The organism is Streptomyces sp. NPDC042259 (genome assembly GCF_055582085.1).
In genome coordinates this window covers 739,973-755,872 of the sequence record NZ_JBVJDW010000001.1, presented here as the reverse complement: position 1 = coordinate 755,872, position 15,900 = coordinate 739,973, and the positions used below count along the sequence as shown (strand labels likewise).

General features: G+C 71.9%; 10 protein-coding genes. All 10 read left to right on the top strand.

Annotation, left to right across the window (positions count from 1 at the left end; genetic code table 11):
• Position 1 precedes the first annotated feature (1 nt).
• Positions 2-661, top strand: coding sequence for a rod shape-determining protein MreD (gene mreD / locus ACZ6MA_RS03460; RefSeq protein WP_469430681.1), 660 nt, complete (start codon positions 2-4; stop codon positions 659-661).
• A 40-nt stretch (positions 662-701) separates the two neighbouring features.
• The gene (mrdA, locus tag ACZ6MA_RS03455; protein ID WP_469430679.1) at positions 702-2,972 is read left to right on the top strand and encodes a penicillin-binding protein 2; all 2,271 of its coding nucleotides are present in this window, start codon (positions 702-704) and stop codon (positions 2,970-2,972) included.
• Positions 2,969-4,168, top strand: coding sequence for a rod shape-determining protein RodA (gene rodA / locus ACZ6MA_RS03450; protein WP_469430677.1), 1,200 nt, complete (start codon positions 2,969-2,971; stop codon positions 4,166-4,168). Before mrdA ends, rodA begins: the two co-directional genes overlap by 4 nt.
• Before the next feature lie 260 nt (positions 4,169-4,428).
• The gene (locus tag ACZ6MA_RS03445; protein ID WP_469430676.1) at positions 4,429-5,940 is read left to right on the top strand and encodes a CYTH and CHAD domain-containing protein; all 1,512 of its coding nucleotides are present in this window, start codon (positions 4,429-4,431) and stop codon (positions 5,938-5,940) included.
• 325 nt (positions 5,941-6,265) lie between these two features.
• Positions 6,266-8,191, top strand: coding sequence for a TIGR03960 family B12-binding radical SAM protein (locus ACZ6MA_RS03440; protein ID WP_469430675.1), 1,926 nt, complete (start codon positions 6,266-6,268; stop codon positions 8,189-8,191).
• 177 nt (positions 8,192-8,368) lie between these two features.
• Positions 8,369-9,145: a TIGR03936 family radical SAM-associated protein gene (locus ACZ6MA_RS03435; protein WP_469431187.1), complete on the top strand. Its 777-nt coding sequence runs from the start codon at positions 8,369-8,371 to the stop codon at positions 9,143-9,145.
• Between the two features lie 221 nt (positions 9,146-9,366).
• Entirely contained in the window at positions 9,367-13,278 is a 3,912-nt protein-coding gene (locus ACZ6MA_RS03430; RefSeq protein ID WP_469430673.1) for an Rne/Rng family ribonuclease, read from the top strand.
• 344 nt (positions 13,279-13,622) lie between these two features.
• Positions 13,623-13,943, top strand: a complete 321-nt coding sequence (gene rplU / locus ACZ6MA_RS03425) for a 50S ribosomal protein L21 (protein ID WP_130877714.1) — start codon at positions 13,623-13,625, stop codon at positions 13,941-13,943.
• 11 nt (positions 13,944-13,954) lie between these two features.
• Positions 13,955-14,212: a 50S ribosomal protein L27 gene (gene rpmA, locus ACZ6MA_RS03420; RefSeq protein ID WP_116211787.1), complete on the top strand. Its 258-nt coding sequence runs from the start codon at positions 13,955-13,957 to the stop codon at positions 14,210-14,212.
• A gap of 127 nt (positions 14,213-14,339) precedes the next feature.
• On the top strand, positions 14,340-15,776 hold the full coding sequence (obgE, locus tag ACZ6MA_RS03415) for a GTPase ObgE (protein WP_469430672.1): 1,437 nt from the start codon (positions 14,340-14,342) through the stop codon (positions 15,774-15,776).
• Positions 15,777-15,900 lie beyond the last annotated feature (124 nt).

Sequence of the window (15,900 nt, the reverse complement as noted above, 5' to 3'; positions counted from 1 at the left end):
GATGCGCCTCAACCGGATCCTGCTCTCCACCGTGCTCGTGGTGGTCGCCCTCGTCGTCCAGGTCAGCGTCTTCGCCCGGCTCCACCTCCCCGGAGCCGTCCCCGATCTGCTGCTCCTCGTCGTCATCGGCCTCGCCCTGGTCTACGGCCACACCAGCGGAGCCCTGATCGGCTTCGCCGCGGGCCTCCTCGCCGACCTCGCACCGCCCGCCGACCACGCCACCGGCCGCTACGCCCTCGTGCTGTGCCTCGTCGGCTATCTGGTGGGCCTCGCCCGCCCCGAGACCGGCCGTATGCGGTCGGCCACCGTCCCGATGCTCGTCGTCGTCGCCGCGGCCGTCGGCTCCACCCTGCTCTACGCGGGCGTGGGCTCTCTCGTCGGCGATACCGCCGCCCGGCACGTGGGACTGACCGGCCTCGTCCTCACCGCTGCCGTGTACGACCTGTTGCTCGCGCCCTTCACCGTGCCGCTGATCATGGCGCTGGCGCGGCGCACCCACAACGACCCGCTCGCCGGGGACGGCACCCCCGCGGGCGGTGAAGGCGCCTACGGCTGGCTCTCCGGCGGCAGGGCGAACCGCATCGGCAGCCAGCGCGGCGGTCTGCTGACCAAGTCGGCGAAGAACAGGTCCGGACGCATCAAGGGGGTCAAGCGACTGTGACGCAGCGATTCACCGGCAGCCGGCGGGAGGCGGGAACGCCATGAGCAACCTCCCCGAGACCGGGCGCACCTCGCGCGTCACCATCCGGCTCGTCGTCATCCAGATCCTGGTCTTCTCCCTGCTGTTCACCCTCGGCGGGCGGCTGTGGTACCTCCAGATCCGCAGCGGCGACCAGTACACGGCCGAGGCCGCCAACAACCACATCCAGCAGGTCGTGGCCCCCGCCACCCGCGGCTCGATCCTCGACGCCCGCGGAGTGCCGCTCGCGGACAACGAGACCCGTCTCGTCGTCTCCGCCAACCGCACCGACCTGATGAAGATGAAGGACAAGGGCAAGCGCGTCCTCACCCGCCTCGCCGGCATCCTCGAACTCAAGCCCGAGGACGTCGCCGCCAAGGTGCGGCTCTGCGACGCCAAGACCCCCCAGCCCTGCTGGGCCGGCTCGCCCTACCAGCCCATCCCCATCACCGACGAGGCCACCACCCAGCAGGCCCTGCAGATTCGCGAGCGCGCCGAGGACTTCCCCGGCATCACCGCCGAACCCACCGCCGTCCGCCGCTACGCCGGACCCGGCGGCTCCAACACCGCCCAGGTCCTCGGCTACCTCTCGCCCGTCACCGACGACGAGATCACCAAGGCCAAGGACAGCCGCTCCCCGCTGCTGCGCTCCGACCAGATCGGCCGCTCCGGCCTGGAGCGCCAGTACGACACCGAGCTGCGCGGCAAGGCCGGTGTCACCCGCTACGAGGTCGACAACCTCGGCCGGGTCATCGGCAAGGCCAAGAGCGACAAGGCCGAACCCGGCGCCAACATCGTCACCAGCGTCGACGCCCGCGTGCAGGCCATAGCGGAACGCGAACTGGACCAGGCGATGAAGGACGCCCGCAAGGAGCTGGACCGCAACACCGGCGTCAACTACAAGGCCGACGCCGGCGCCGTCGTGGTGATGGAGTCCAAGACCGGCCGGGTCGTCGCCATGGCCTCCAACCCGACGTACGACCCCAACGCCTGGGTCGGCGGCATCTCCGCCAAGGACTACCAGCGGCTCACCGGCAAGGCCTCCAACTTCCCGCTGCTCAACCGGGCGATCCAGGGCCAGGCCGCCCCCGGCTCCGTCTTCAAGGTCATCTCCGCGACCGCCGCCGTCAACGCCGGCTACTCCTTCACCGACAACTACAACTGCTCCAGCTCGTACAGCATCGGCAGCCAGGTCTTCAAGAACTTCGAGTCCAAGGGCTACGGCCCCATCGACCTCGGCCGGGCCCTGGAGGTCTCCTGCGACACCGTCTTCTACGACCTGGCCTACCGCCAGTGGCAGAAGGACGGCGGCAACAACCCCAAGCACCCGGCGGACTGGTTCTACAAGACCGCCCACCAGTTCGGCCTCGGCAAGCAGACCGGCATCGACCTGCCCAACGAGGTCCGCGGCCGCGTCCCCGACCGCGACTGGAAGAAGAACTACTGGAAGTCCAACAAGGACTCCTGGTGCAAGCAGGGCAAGAAGGACGACGACAGCTACGCCGGGAAGATCGCCAAGGAGAACTGCGAGTCCGGCATGCGGATGCGCGCCGGTGACTCCGTCAACTACTCCATCGGCCAGGGCGACACACTCGTCACCCCCGTCCAGATGGCCACCATCTACGCCGCCATCAGCAACGGCGGCACCCTGTACAACCCCACCGTCGGCAAGGCCGTCGTCAGCCCCGACGGCAAGCGGGTCGAGGAGATCAAGCCCCGCTCGCACGGCAAGCTGCCCTTCGACCGCAAGACCCGCGACCAGCTCGACCGCGCCCTGGCCGGGGTCGCCACCAACGGCAGCGCCGCCTGGCGGTTCGGCGGCTGGCCGCAGAAGCAGATCCCGATGCACGCCAAGACCGGCACCGCGGAGGTCTACGGCAAGCAGACGACCTCGTGGTTCGCGACGTACACCGAGGACTACACCGTCGTCATGACGATCTCCCAGGGCGGCACCGGCTCCGGCGCCTCCGGCCCCGCCGTACGCAAGATCTACAACGCGCTCTACGGCGTCGACGAGAAGGGCGGCATCGACGCCAAGAAGGCGCTGCTGCCCAAGCCCGAGGCGAAGCTCCCGAAGATCCAGAAGGACGGGACCATCGAGGCCCAGCCCCTCCCCAGCCCGCCCGCCCGCAAGGAGGACGAGGACGGGGCCAAGAAGGAGGACGGCGCGGCGAAGCCCGGCACGGCGGACTCGACGGAAAAGCCCGACGACCCCGACGCCACCAGGAAGCCCGACGACCCCGACGCCACGGAGAAACCCGGCCCGGCAGCGGCAGGGGGGCAGGACGAGTGACCACCGCCGACGGCTACAAAGTCCGCCGCTACAGCCCCGAACGCGGCACCTGGGGCAAGCTCACCGCCCGCGACTCCGTCGTCCGCAGGCTCGACTGGGTCATGCTCCTCGCGGCGCTGGCCCTGTCCGGCATCAGCACCCTGCTCGTCTACTCCGCCACCCGCGGGCGCACCGAACTCAACCACGGCGACCCGTACTACTTCCTGCTGCGCAACATCCTCAACACCGGCATAGGGCTCGCGCTCGCCGTCGGCGCGGTCTGGCTCGGCCACCGCGCCCTGCGCGGCGCCGTCCCCATCCTGTACGGCATCTCCGTGCTGCTCACCGCCGCCGTGCTCACCCCGCTCGGCGCGACCATCAACGGCGCCCGGTCCTGGATCCAGCTCGGCGGCGGCTTCTCCATCCAGCCCTCCGAATTCACCAAGATCACCATCACGCTGGGGATGGCGATGCTGCTGGCCGCCAAGGTCGACGCCGGCGACCGGCTGCACCCCGACCACCGCACCGTCATGGAGGCCCTCGGCCTCGCCGCGCTGCCCATCGTCATCATCCTGCTGATGCCCGACCTCGGCTCCGTCATGGTGCTCGTGGTGATCGTGCTCGCCGTGCTGCTCTCCTCCGGCGCCTCCAACCGCTGGATCGCCGGACTGCTCGGCACCGGCGTCCTCGGCTGCGTCCTCATCTGGCAGCTCGGCGTGCTGGACGAATACCAGATCAACCGCTTCGCCGCGTTCGCCAACCCCGCCCTCGACCCGGCGGGCGTCGGCTACAACACCAACCAGGCCCGCATCGCCATCGGCTCGGGCGGCCTCACCGGCTCCGGACTCTTCCGCGGCAGCCAGACCACCGGCCAGTTCGTCCCCGAGCAGCAGACCGACTTCATCTTCACCGTCGCGGGCGAGGAACTCGGCTTCGTCGGCGCGGGCCTGATCATCGTGCTGCTCGGTGTCGTCCTGTGGCGCGCCTGCCGCATCGCCCGGGAGACCACCGAGCTGTACGGCACGGTCGTGGCCGCCGGCATCATCGCCTGGTTCGCCTTCCAGTCCTTCGAGAACATCGGCATGACGCTGGGGATCATGCCCGTCACCGGACTGCCCCTGCCCTTCGTGTCCTACGGCGGCTCGTCCATGTTCGCCGCCTGGATCGCCGTCGGACTCCTCCAGTCCATCAAGGTGCAGCGCCCCGTGTCGGCCTAGTGTCCGCCGGACGGGCTGCTGTGCTCTGTCCTCAAGCGCCGGACGGGCTGGTGTGCTGTGTCCTCAAGCGCCGGACGGGCTGGTTTTGGCTGAGCCTGTCCTCATCAGCCCGTCCGGGCGGGTTTGGGCTGAGCCCAGCCAATCCAGCCCGCTGGGGGCACCTCCCAGCGGTAGCCGGGGGAGCTTGAGGACGCGCCCGCACACCCGCCGGAGGTGCCCGCGGCCTGTCGGCCCGGCCGACCGCGCATTAGATTCGGTCCATGGCGGAAACCGTGCGAGAGATCGAGCGGAAATACGAAGCCGGGGACGGCGCGGGCGCGGCCCGGCTGCCCGATCTGCGCCGGGTCGAGGGCGTCGCCGCCGTCACCACGCGGGAACCGGCGGAGCTGGACGCCGTCTACTACGACACGGCCGACCACCGGCTGGCGGCCGCCGGCATCACCCTGCGCCGCCGCACGGGCGGCCCCGACGCGGGCTGGCACCTCAAGCTCCCCGTCGCCCCCGGCACCCGTGACGAGATCCACGCACCCCTGTCACCCGCGGTGCCCCGCGCCCTCGCCACCCTCGTCCGCGCCCGCACCCGCGACGCGGAACTCGTCCCCCTCGTACGGATCGTCTCCCGCCGCGAGGCCCATCACCTCCTCGACGAGCACGGCTCGGTCCTCGCCGAGGCATGCGCCGACGCGGTCACCGCCACCCGGCTCGCCGGCGGCCGCACGGCGCACTGGACCGAATACGAGCTGGAACTCGGGAAGGACACCGTCCCCGCCTTCCTCGACGTCGTCGAGCCCCATCTGCTCGGAGCGGGCCTGCGCCCGTCGAAGGCCCCCTCCAAGCTGTCCCGCGCGCTCGCCGAGACCGGCCCCGCGCCCGCGCCGGAGCCCGGGCGCGAACGGAAGCGGCGCCCGGCCACGGCCGGGGACCACGTCCTGGCCTACGTCCGCACCCAGGCCGAGGCCGTCGTCGCGGGCGACGCCGGCGTCCGGCGCGACGCCGACGACGCCGTCCACCGGATGCGCGTCGCCACCCGCCGGCTGCGCAGCGCCTTCCGCACCTTCACCAAGGTGCTCGACCGCCGGGTCACCGACCCGGTCGGCGCGGAGCTGAAGTGGCTCGCCGGTGAACTGGGACTCGACCGGGACGGCGAGGTCCTCTCCGCCCGCCTGCGCGAACGCCTCGACGAGGTCCCCGACACCCTCGTGCTCGGCCCCGTCCACGCCCGGCTGCGCCGCTGGGCCGCCGGCCGTCACGCGGACGCCCGCGAACGCCTGCTCGCCGTCCTCGACAGCGAGCGCTACCTCACCCTTCTGGGCACTCTCGAGGCGCTCCTCGCCGACCCGCCCCTGCTCCCCGCCGCCGCCGGCCCGCCGCGCGAGACCCTCGCCAAGGCCGTCCTGCGCGACTACCGCCGCCTCGCCCGCCGCGTCGACCACGCCCTGGCCACCGAGGCGGGCCCCGGCCGCGACACCGCCCTGCACGACGCCCGCAAGGCGGCCAAGCGCGCCCGCTACGCCGCCGAAGCCGCGAAACCGGCCCTCGGCAAGCGGGCGAAGCGCTTGGCTCGGCGGATGAAGACCGTCCAGAGCCTGCTGGGCGAACACCAGGACAGCGTCATGGCCCGCGAGGCACTGCGCGCGCTGGCCATCCAGGCGCACGCGGCGGGGGAGAGCACGTACACGCTCGGACTGCTGCACGGCCGCGAGGAAGCCGTTGCTGGCGCGTGCGAGCGGGAACTGCCTTCCGCTTGGCGGAAGGCGTCCGCCAAGCGGTGACCGGTTCCCCTAGGGTCCTGTCCTGGCCGCCTGCGGCGGCTGAGCGCCCTGCGGGCGCGTCCTCAATCGCCGGACGGGCTGGATTGGCTGGGCCCGCCCCCATCAAGCCCGTCCGGCGATTGAGGACCGGGGCTCGGGGCGGAGCCCCGCAACGGCGCGCCACCCCGGAGGGCCGGGGCAGAGCCCCGCAACGGCGGGCACCCCCGGGGGCCGGGGCGGAGCCCCGGGACGGGGGGCACCCAGGGGTCCGATTCGCCTGCGGCATGCTCCACCGCTCGCTCGCGTACGCTAGAGAGTCGCCCCCTGCCAGCCTCCGAAGGTCGAGATGTCTGTCGAGTCCGTCTTCCCACAGCTCGAAGCGCTGCTCCCGCACGTGCAGAAGCCCATTCAGTACGTCGGTGGAGAGCTGAATTCCACCGTTAAGCCTTGGGACAGCTGTGACGTCCGATGGGCGCTCATGTACCCCGACGCCTACGAGGTCGGACTGCCCAACCAGGGCGTCATGATCCTTTACGAGGTCCTCAACGAGCGCGAGGGCGTGCTCGCCGAGCGCACCTACAGCGTCTGGCCGGACCTCGAAGAGCTGATGCGCGAGCACAAGGTGCCCCAGTTCACCGTGGACGCACACCGCCCCGTCAAGGCCTTCGACGTCTTCGGGCTGAGCTTCTCCACCGAGCTGGGCTACACCAACATGCTCACCGCCCTCGACCTCGCGGGCATCCCGCTGGAGGCCAAGGACCGCACCGTCGACGACCCGATCGTCCTCGCGGGCGGCCACGCGGCCTTCAACCCCGAGCCGATCGCGGAGTTCATCGACTGCGCGGTCATCGGCGACGGCGAGCAGGCCGTCCTGGAGATCACCGAGATCATCCGGGCCTGGAAGGCCGAGGACCGCCCCGGCGGCCGCGAGGAGCTGCTGCTGCGCCTCGCCAAGACCGGCGGCGTCTACGTCCCGGGCTTCTACGACGTGGAGTATCTGCCGGACGGCCGTATCGCCCGTATGGTGCCCAACCGCTCCGGCGTGCCGTGGCGGGTCTCCAAGCACACCGTCATGGACCTCGACGAGTGGCCCTACCCCAAGCAGCCGCTGGTCCCGCTCGCGGAGACCGTCCACGAGCGGATGTCGGTGGAGATCTTCCGCGGCTGCACCCGCGGCTGCCGTTTCTGCCAGGCCGGCATGATCACGCGCCCCGTGCGGGAGCGAAGCATCACCGGCATCGGCGAGATGGTCGAGAAGGGTCTCAAGGCGACCGGCTTCGAGGAGGTCGGCCTGCTGTCGCTGTCCTCCGCGGACCACACCGAGATTGGTGACATCGCCAAGGGCCTCGCCGACCGGTACGAAGAGGACAAGATCGGCCTCTCCCTGCCCTCGACCCGCGTGGACGCCTTCAACGTCGACCTCGCCAACGAGCTGACGCGCAACGGCCGCCGCTCGGGCCTCACCTTCGCCCCCGAGGGCGGCTCCGAGCGCATGCGCAAGGTCATCAACAAGATGGTCTCGGAAGAGGACCTGATCCGTACGGTCTCCACCGCGTACGGCAACGGCTGGCGCCAGGTGAAGCTGTACTTCATGTGCGGCCTGCCCACCGAGACCGACGAGGACGTCCTCCAGATCGGTGACATGGCGGTCAACGTCATCGCCGAGGGCCGCAAGGTCTCCGGGCAGAACGACATCCGCTGCACCGTCTCCATCGGCGGGTTCGTGCCCAAGCCGCACACCCCCTTCCAGTGGGCGCCGCAGCTCTCCGCCGAGGAGACCGACGCACGGCTGGCGAAGCTGCGCGACAAGATCCGCGGCGACAAGAAGTACGGCCGCTCCATCGGCTTCCGCTACCACGACGGCAAGCCCGGCATCATCGAGGGCCTGCTCTCGCGCGGTGACCGCCGCGTCGGCGCCGTGATCCGCGAGGTCTACGAGTCCGGCGGCCGTTTCGACGGCTGGCGCGAGCACTTCTCCTACGACCGCTGGATGAAGTCCGCCGAGAAGACGCTGCCCCCGCAGGGCGTCGACGTCGCCTGGTACACCACGCGTGAGCGCACGTACGAGGAGGTCCTGCCCTGGGACCACCTGGACTCCGGTCTCGACAAGGACTGGCTCTGGGAGGACTGGCAGGACGCCCTCGACGAGACCGAGGTCGAGGACTGCCGCTGGACGCCGTGCTTCGACTGCGGGGTCTGCCCGCAGATGGACACCTCGATCCAGATCGGCCCGACGGGCAAGAAACTGTTGCCGCTGACGGTCGTCAAGTAGCCCGCCGCGACATCCCGTGAAGGCCCCACCGCCCCGGTGGGGCCTTCACGCGTTCCGACCCACCGGGGCGCGCTCCCGGGTGAGGCACGTACTCTAGGTAGCAGTACGACCGCTCTCACGAAGGACTGAACGACACTGGGCAAGCGACAGCCCGAAGGTCCGCCGCCCGCACCTGTGGTGCAGCGCATTCGTCTGCGTTACACCAAGCGCGGCCGCCTTCGGTTCACCAGCCACCGCGATTTCCAGCGCGCCTTCGAGCGGGCCCTGCGCCGCGCCGACGTCCCCATGGCGTACTCGGCGGGCTTCTCCCCGCATCCCAAGGTGTCGTACGCCAATGCCGCACCCACCGGCACGGGCAGTGAGGCCGAGTTCCTGGAGATCCAGCTCGCCGAGTTCCGCGACCCGAAGCAGCTCAGGGAGCTGCTCGACGAGTCGCTGCCCGACGGGCTCGACATCACGGACGCGGTGGAGGCCCACACCTCCTCGTTCGCCGACCGGCTGCAGGCCTCCCTCTGGGAGCTGCGGCTCGACGGCGTCGAGCCGGCGGACGCCGAGCGGGCCGTGGCGGCCTTCCTCGCCGAGGAGACCGTCGAGGTCCAGCGCCGGACGAAAAACGGGTTGCGGACCTTCGACGCCCGTGGCGCCGTCGCCCGACTCGAAGCGCTGGCGGCCCCGGCCGATAGGCCCGGCGACCGTGCCTGTGCGATACTGCGGCTGGTTGTTCGGCATTTGACACCTGCCGTGCGACCCGACGACGTCCTGTCCGGTCTCCGCGCTACGGCCGACCTGGCGCCGCCGGTCCCCGCCGCGGTGACCAGGCTGGCGCAGGGGCTGCTCGATGAGGAGTCCGGCACGGTGACCGATCCGCTCGCGCCCGACCGCGACGCCGCCCCGGCCGCCCCATCCACGGCCGCCGGGCCGAGCGCCGCGAAGGTGCCGGAAGGTTCCGCGTAGGACGGCCGTCGTAGCGCCGCCGATCCACCAGGGAGCCACCCGGGTCCGGCAGGCGCACTGACCAGGAGACTTTCGCCGGTGCCGACAACTCGGCCCCGGCGAGCGAGACGACAGCTCCCGTGCGGCGACCGCGCCCCGGACGGCGGTACCGCGCACAACACGCGGTCCGCCGGGTCGGATCACGACGCGGCGCCCGGGAGCGTGACGGGAGAACCGCCCGCATGCTCGAAGCTATTGAGCCCACCGAGCCCGAGAACGCGCCCAGCGCACCCGGGAACAACTCCGACGCGAGTCCCAGCGACACGCTGCCGCCGCGACGCCGTCGCCGTGCGGCGTCCCGCCCGGCCGGTCCGCCGGTCGCGGAGACCGCCGCCGCGCAGCAGGCCGTGACGGTCACCGAGACGGCCCCGGCCGAGGCCGCCGCGCCCGTCGCCGAGACCCCCGCCGCCCCCGAGGCGGCACCTCCGGCCCGTCCCCGCCGCCGCGCGACCCGCAAGGCGACGGCTCCGGCCGGTGCGCCGCGTGCCGCCGAGGCCGCGGAGACCGCCGCACCCGAGGCCGCCCCGGCCCCCGCTGCCGAGGCCCCGGCCGCCGCGGAGACCGCCGCCGAGGTCCCGGACAGCAAGCCGGCCCGTACGCGCCGCCGTGCGGTCCGCAAGGCCACCGCCCCGGCGGGTGCCCCGCAGACCGCCGAGGCCGCTCCGGTCACCGCTGCCGCCGCCGCTGCCGAGGTGCCCCTGCCGGTGGCCGTGGCCGCCGCCGAACCCGTCGCCGAGGCTGCCGCCGAGGAGACCCCGGCCGCGAAGCCCGCCCGTGCCCGCCGTCGCGCCACCCGTAAGGCCGGCTCCGCCGCCGCGCCGGAGGCGCAGCCCGTCGAGGCGGCCCCGGTCGTGACCGAGGCCGCTGTCGACGAGGCCGAGGAGACCGAGGACGCCGAGGACACCGCCGTGGAGGCGGTCGTCGAGGAGGCGCCCGCCAAGCCGGCCCGTACCCGTGGCCGCCGTCGGGTCGCCCCCGGTGACGCCGAGGCCGCCACCCAGGCCCTGGAGGCCGCGAAGGCCGAGAGCCGTCGCGCCGCCGAGGCCGCCGAGCCCGCCGCCGAGCAGGCCGAGCCCGCCGCCACCGGTGGCCGCGGCCGTCGCCGTGCCGCCGAGGCCGAGCCGGAGGCCCCCGCGCGGGGCCGTCGCCGTGCCGTGCGTCCGCCGACCGCCGTGTTCCAGGCACCGGTGTTCGCCGAGCCCATGTTCCAGACCCCGGAGACCGCCGCCGCGGCCGCCGCCGCCACCCCCGTGGTGGAGGAGGAGCGGCCCGAGGAGGAGCGCGTCGAGACCGAGCGTCCCGCCGCCGACCGCGACCGAGGCCGCCGTCGCCGCCGCCGTCGCGGTGAGCCCGCCGAAGCCGAGCCGGCCGTGGCCGAGGAGCGCGTGCCCGCCGCCGAGCCGGTGGCCGAGGTCCAGGACGTCCAGGAGTCCCAGGAGGCCGAGGAAACGGCCGAGGACGACGAGGAGTCGGGCGACCGCCCCTCGCGCCGTCGTCGCCGTGGTGGCCGCCGTCGTCGTCGCGGTGAGTCCGCCGAGGACGAGGCCGGCCAGGAGGAGACCGAGCGCCGCGCCGAGGCCGACGAGGAGCCGGAGGCCGAGCAGGAGCCCGAGTCCGCCGAGGACGACACCGAGGACGAGGACGCGTACGGCTCTTCCAGCAGCCGCCGTCGCCGTCGCCGCCGTCGCCGCAGTGGCGACGCCGCGGAGGCCGAGGCCACCGGTGACGACCCGGAGCGCACGGTCGTGAAGGTCCGCGAGCCGCGCGAGTCCCGCAAGCGGGAGGAGCGCGAGCCGGGCACCGGCTTCGACGAGGTGCAGTCCATCAAGGGCTCGACCCGGATGGAGGCCAAGAAGCAGCGCCGCCGTGAGGGGCGCGAGCAGGGCCGCCGACGCGTGCCGATCATCACCGAAGCCGAGTTCCTGGCCCGCCGTGAGGCCGTCGAGCGCGTCATGGTCGTGCGCCAGAGCGGTGAGCGCACCCAGATCGGCGTGCTGGAGGACAACGTCCTCGTCGAGCACTACGTCAACAAGGAGCAGGCCACCAGCTACGTCGGCAACGTCTACCTGGGCAAGGTCCAGAACGTGCTGCCGTCCATGGAGGCCGCGTTCGTCGACATCGGCAAGGGCCGCAACGCCGTCCTGTACGCCGGTGAGGTCAACTTCGAGGCGCTCGGCATGGGCAACGGCCCGCGCCGCATCGAGTCCGCGCTGAAGTCCGGCCAGTCCGTGCTGGTGCAGGTCACCAAGGACCCGATCGGTCACAAGGGCGCCCGCCTGACCAGCCAGGTCTCGCTGCCCGGCCGCTACCTGGTCTACGTGCCCGAGGGCTCGATGACCGGTATCAGCCGGAAGCTGCCCGACACCGAGCGCGCGCGGCTGAAGCAGATCCTCAAGAAGATCGTCCCCGAGGACGCGGGCGTCATCGTCCGTACCGCCGCGGAGGGTGCGAGCGAGGACGAGCTGGCGCGTGACGTGCAGCGGCTGCAGGCGCAGTGGGAAGAGATCCAGAAGAAGGCGAAGAGCGGCAACGCCCCGACCCTGCTGTACGGCGAGCCGGACATGACCGTCCGGGTCGTGCGCGACATCTTCAACGAGGACTTCTCCAAGGTCATCGTCAGTGGTGACAGCGCCTGGGAGACCATCCACGGCTATGTCGCGCACGTCGCCCCGGACCTGACGGACCGGCTGCAGAAGTGGACGTCGGACGTCGACGTCTTCGCCACGTACCGGATCGACGAGCAGCTGATGAAGGCGCTGGACCGCAAGGTCTGGCTGCCGAGCGGTGGCTCGCTGGTGATCGACCGGACCGAGGCGATGGTCGTCGTCGACGTCAACACCGGGAAGTTCACCGGCCAGGGCGGCAACCTGGAGGAGACGGTCACCAAGAACAACCTCGAGGCGGCCGAGGAGATCGTGCGCCAGCTGCGGCTGCGCGACCTCGGCGGCATCGTGGTGATCGACTTCATCGACATGGTGCTGGAGGCCAACCGGGACCTGGTGCTGCGGCGTCTGCTGGAGTGCCTGGGCCGGGACCGCACCAAGCACCAGGTCGCCGAGGTGACCTCGCTCGGTCTGGTCCAGATGACCCGCAAGCGGGTCGGCCAGGGCCTGCTGGAGTCCTTCTCCGAGCCGTGCGTGCACTGCAACGGCCGCGGTGTGATCGTCCACATGGACCAGCCGACGTCCGTCGGTGGCGGCGGCGGTGGCAAGCGCGGCAAGAAGAAGGGCAAGGCCGGTGCCGGTCAGCCCGAGCACGACCACGTCCACGAGTACGCGGTGGAGGAGCCGGCCGAGGCCGTTTCGTCCGTCGAGGCGGAGGCCGAGCACGAGGCGGAGCTGCCCGAGCTGGAGCCCGTCGCGGTGACCGAGGCGGAGCTCCAGCAGGCGGTCGGCGGCGACGAGGAGTGGTTCGGCAGCCCGACCGAGGCGAAGGCCGCGGCGTCGCGCGGTGGTCGTACGCGCCGTCGGGCGACCCGTAAGGCGTCCGCCCCGGCGGGTTCGCCGAAGGCCGCCGAGCAGCCGGAGCCCGAGATCGTCGTGGCGCCGGCCGCCCCGGCCGAGGCCCCCGAGCCGGTCGCGGAGCCCGTCGTCGAGGCGGCCCCGGAGCCGCGGGCCGAGGTCGCGGCGGACGTCGAGCAGGCGCCCGCCCCGGCGGCGCCCGTCCGTGCGCGTCGCCGTGCGGTCCGCAAGGCGACGTCCCCGGCCGGTTCGCCCAAGGCGGCCGAGGAAGCGGCCGTGATGGTCGTGGAGACGCCCGCGAAGGTGACGGCCGAGCCGGAGCCCGCGCCCGTCGGCGAGGAGCCGGTGGCCGAGGCCGAGCAGGTCGAGCAGGCCGAGACGGCGGCCCCGGCCGCCGAGGAAGCCGAGACCGCGGCTCCCGCCAAGAAGACGGCCCGTAAGACGGCCGCCAAGAAGGCACCGGCGAAGAAGGCCGCCACCGCGAAGAAGGCCACGACGGCCAAGAAGACGGCCGCGAAGAAGACCGCCACGACGGCGGCCAAGAAGACCGCCACGAAGACGGCGGCCAAGAAGGCCCCCGCGAAGCGGACGGCGAAGAAGACGGCGGCTGCCGCCTCCTCCGCCGAGGACTGAGCGCGCGAGCCGCTGATACCGAGGGAACGGGGCCGGCCCACAGCGGGCCGGCCCCGGCCCCCCGGCCATGGCCCGCCCCCGCCGGTCACCTCACCGGACAGCCTTTTCCCGGGCTCTTCCCGGGCTCGTCCCGGAAGGGCCCGCCACGGCGAGGGGCCCGGTTTGACCCCCCGGACAGGGCCCCGTAACCTTGTCCTTCGGCGTCTGTACGCCAACCCCTGAGCACATCCCTTCCGGTGCATTCCGGGAGAGGCCGCTCGTCCTTTCGGATATGCGTGGGCTTCACGCCCGCGTGAGCGGCTGGCATCAGAGGTCCCGATTACCAGCGAGAGAGTGAGATCCGCGTGTACGCAGTTGTGCGTAGCGGTGGTCGCCAGCACAAGGTTGCTGTCGGCGACATCGTCGAGGTTGACAAGATTTCCGACGGCAAGGTGGGCGACTCTGTCGAGCTCTCCACGCTGCTCGTGGTCGACGGCGAGTCCGTCACCAGCGACCCGTGGGTGCTGGCCGGGATCAAGGTCCAGGCCGAGATCGTGGACCACCACAAGGGTGCCAAGATCGACATCCTGAAGTACAAGAACAAGACCGGCTACCGCAAGCGCATTGGTCACCGCCAGCAGTACACGGCGATCAAGGTCACCGGCATCCCCACGGCTGCGAAGTAAGGGACTGAGACATGGCACACAAGAAGGGCGCATCGTCCACTCGGAACGGTCGCGACTCCAACGCTCAGCGGCTCGGCGTCAAGCGCTTCGGCGGCCAGGCCGTCAACGCCGGTGAGATCCTGGTCCGCCAGCGCGGTACCCACTTCCACCCGGGCACGGGCGTCGGTCGCGGTGGCGACGACACCCTGTTCGCGCTGGCCGCCGGTGCGGTGCAGTTCGGCACCCACCGTGGTCGCAAGGTCGTGAACATCGTCCCGATCGCTGAGTAATCAGCCTTTCGGTACGACATAACACCTTTCCGAGGGCGGGCCTGCTTTTTCCGGTGACGGGGAAGCCGGCCCGCCCTCGGCGTGTTTAGTAACAGAGACATCCCCGTATTCATCTGGAGGCACCGCAATGACCACCTTCGTGGACCGCGTCGAGCTGCATGTCGCCGCGGGTAACGGAGGCCATGGCTGCGCCTCCGTTCACCGTGAGAAGTTCAAGCCGCTCGGCGGCCCGGACGGCGGCAATGGCGGCCGTGGCGGCGATGTGATCCTGGTCGTCGACCAGTCGGTCACCACGCTCCTCGACTATCACCACAGCCCGCACCGCAAGGCCGGCAACGGCGCGCCCGGTGCCGGTGACAACCGCTCCGGCAAGGACGGCCAGGACCTGATCCTGACGGTGCCGGACGGCACCGTCGTCCTGGACAAGCAGGGGAACGTGCTCGCCGACCTCGTCGGCGAGGGCACCACCTTCATCGCCGGCCAGGGCGGCCGCGGCGGCCTCGGCAACGCCGCGCTGGCCTCGGCCCGCCGCAAGGCTCCCGGCTTCGCGCTGCTCGGCGAGCCCGGTGAGTCCCGTGACATCGTCATGGAGCTGAAGACCGTCGCCGACGTGGCGCTGGTCGGCTACCCGAGCGCGGGCAAGTCCTCGCTGATCTCGGTGCTCTCCGCCGCCAAGCCGAAGATCGCGGACTACCCGTTCACGACGCTGGTCCCGAACCTGGGTGTGGTGACGGCCGGCTCGACCGTCTACACCATCGCGGACGTCCCCGGTCTCATCCCGGGCGCCAGCCAGGGCAAGGGCCTCGGCCTGGAGTTCCTGCGGCACGTCGAGCGCTGCTCGGTGCTCGTGCATGTCCTGGACACGGCGACGCTGGAGTCCGACCGCGACCCGGTCACCGACCTCGACGTCATCGAGGACGAGCTCAAGCAGTACGGCGGTCTCGACGACCGGCCGCGCATCGTCGTCCTCAACAAGATCGACATCCCGGACGGCCAGGACCTCGCCGACATGATCCGCCCGGATCTGGAGGCGCGCGGCTACCAGGTCTTCGAGGTGTCCGCCGTCGCCCGCACGGGCCTGAAGGAACTCTCCTTCGCGCTGGCCGGCATCATCGGCGCGGCACGTGCCGCGAAGCCGAAGGAGGAGGCGACCCGCATCGTCATCCGCCCGAAGGCCGTGGACGACGCCGGTTTCACCGTCACCCTCGGGGACGACGGCCTGTACCGCGTGCGCGGCGAGAAGCCGGAGCGCTGGGTCAAGCAGACCGACTTCAACAACGACGAGGCCGTCGGTTACCTGGCCGACCGGCTCAACCGCCTCGGTGTCGAGGACGCCCTGCTCAAGGCCGGTGCCCGGTCCGGCGACGGCGTCGCGATCGGCAGCGAGGAGAACGCGGTCGTCTTCGACTGGGAGCCGTCGATGGCCGCCGGTGCGGAGATGCTGGGCCGCCGTGGCGAGGACCACCGCCTGGACGCCCCGCGCCCGGCCGCCGTGCGCCGCCGCGACCGCGACGCGGAGCGGGACGAGGCGGACACGGAGTTCGAGAAGTTCAAGCCGTTCTAGCGGACGCTGCGGGGTGGCTGCGAGGCCGCCCCGCGTCCGGGGCGGAGTCCGGGCAGCCGCGCGAGTCGTAGGTGCCCCCAGGCGCCGGGCAGGCTTGTCATAAGCCTGCCCCGGCGCCTGAGGG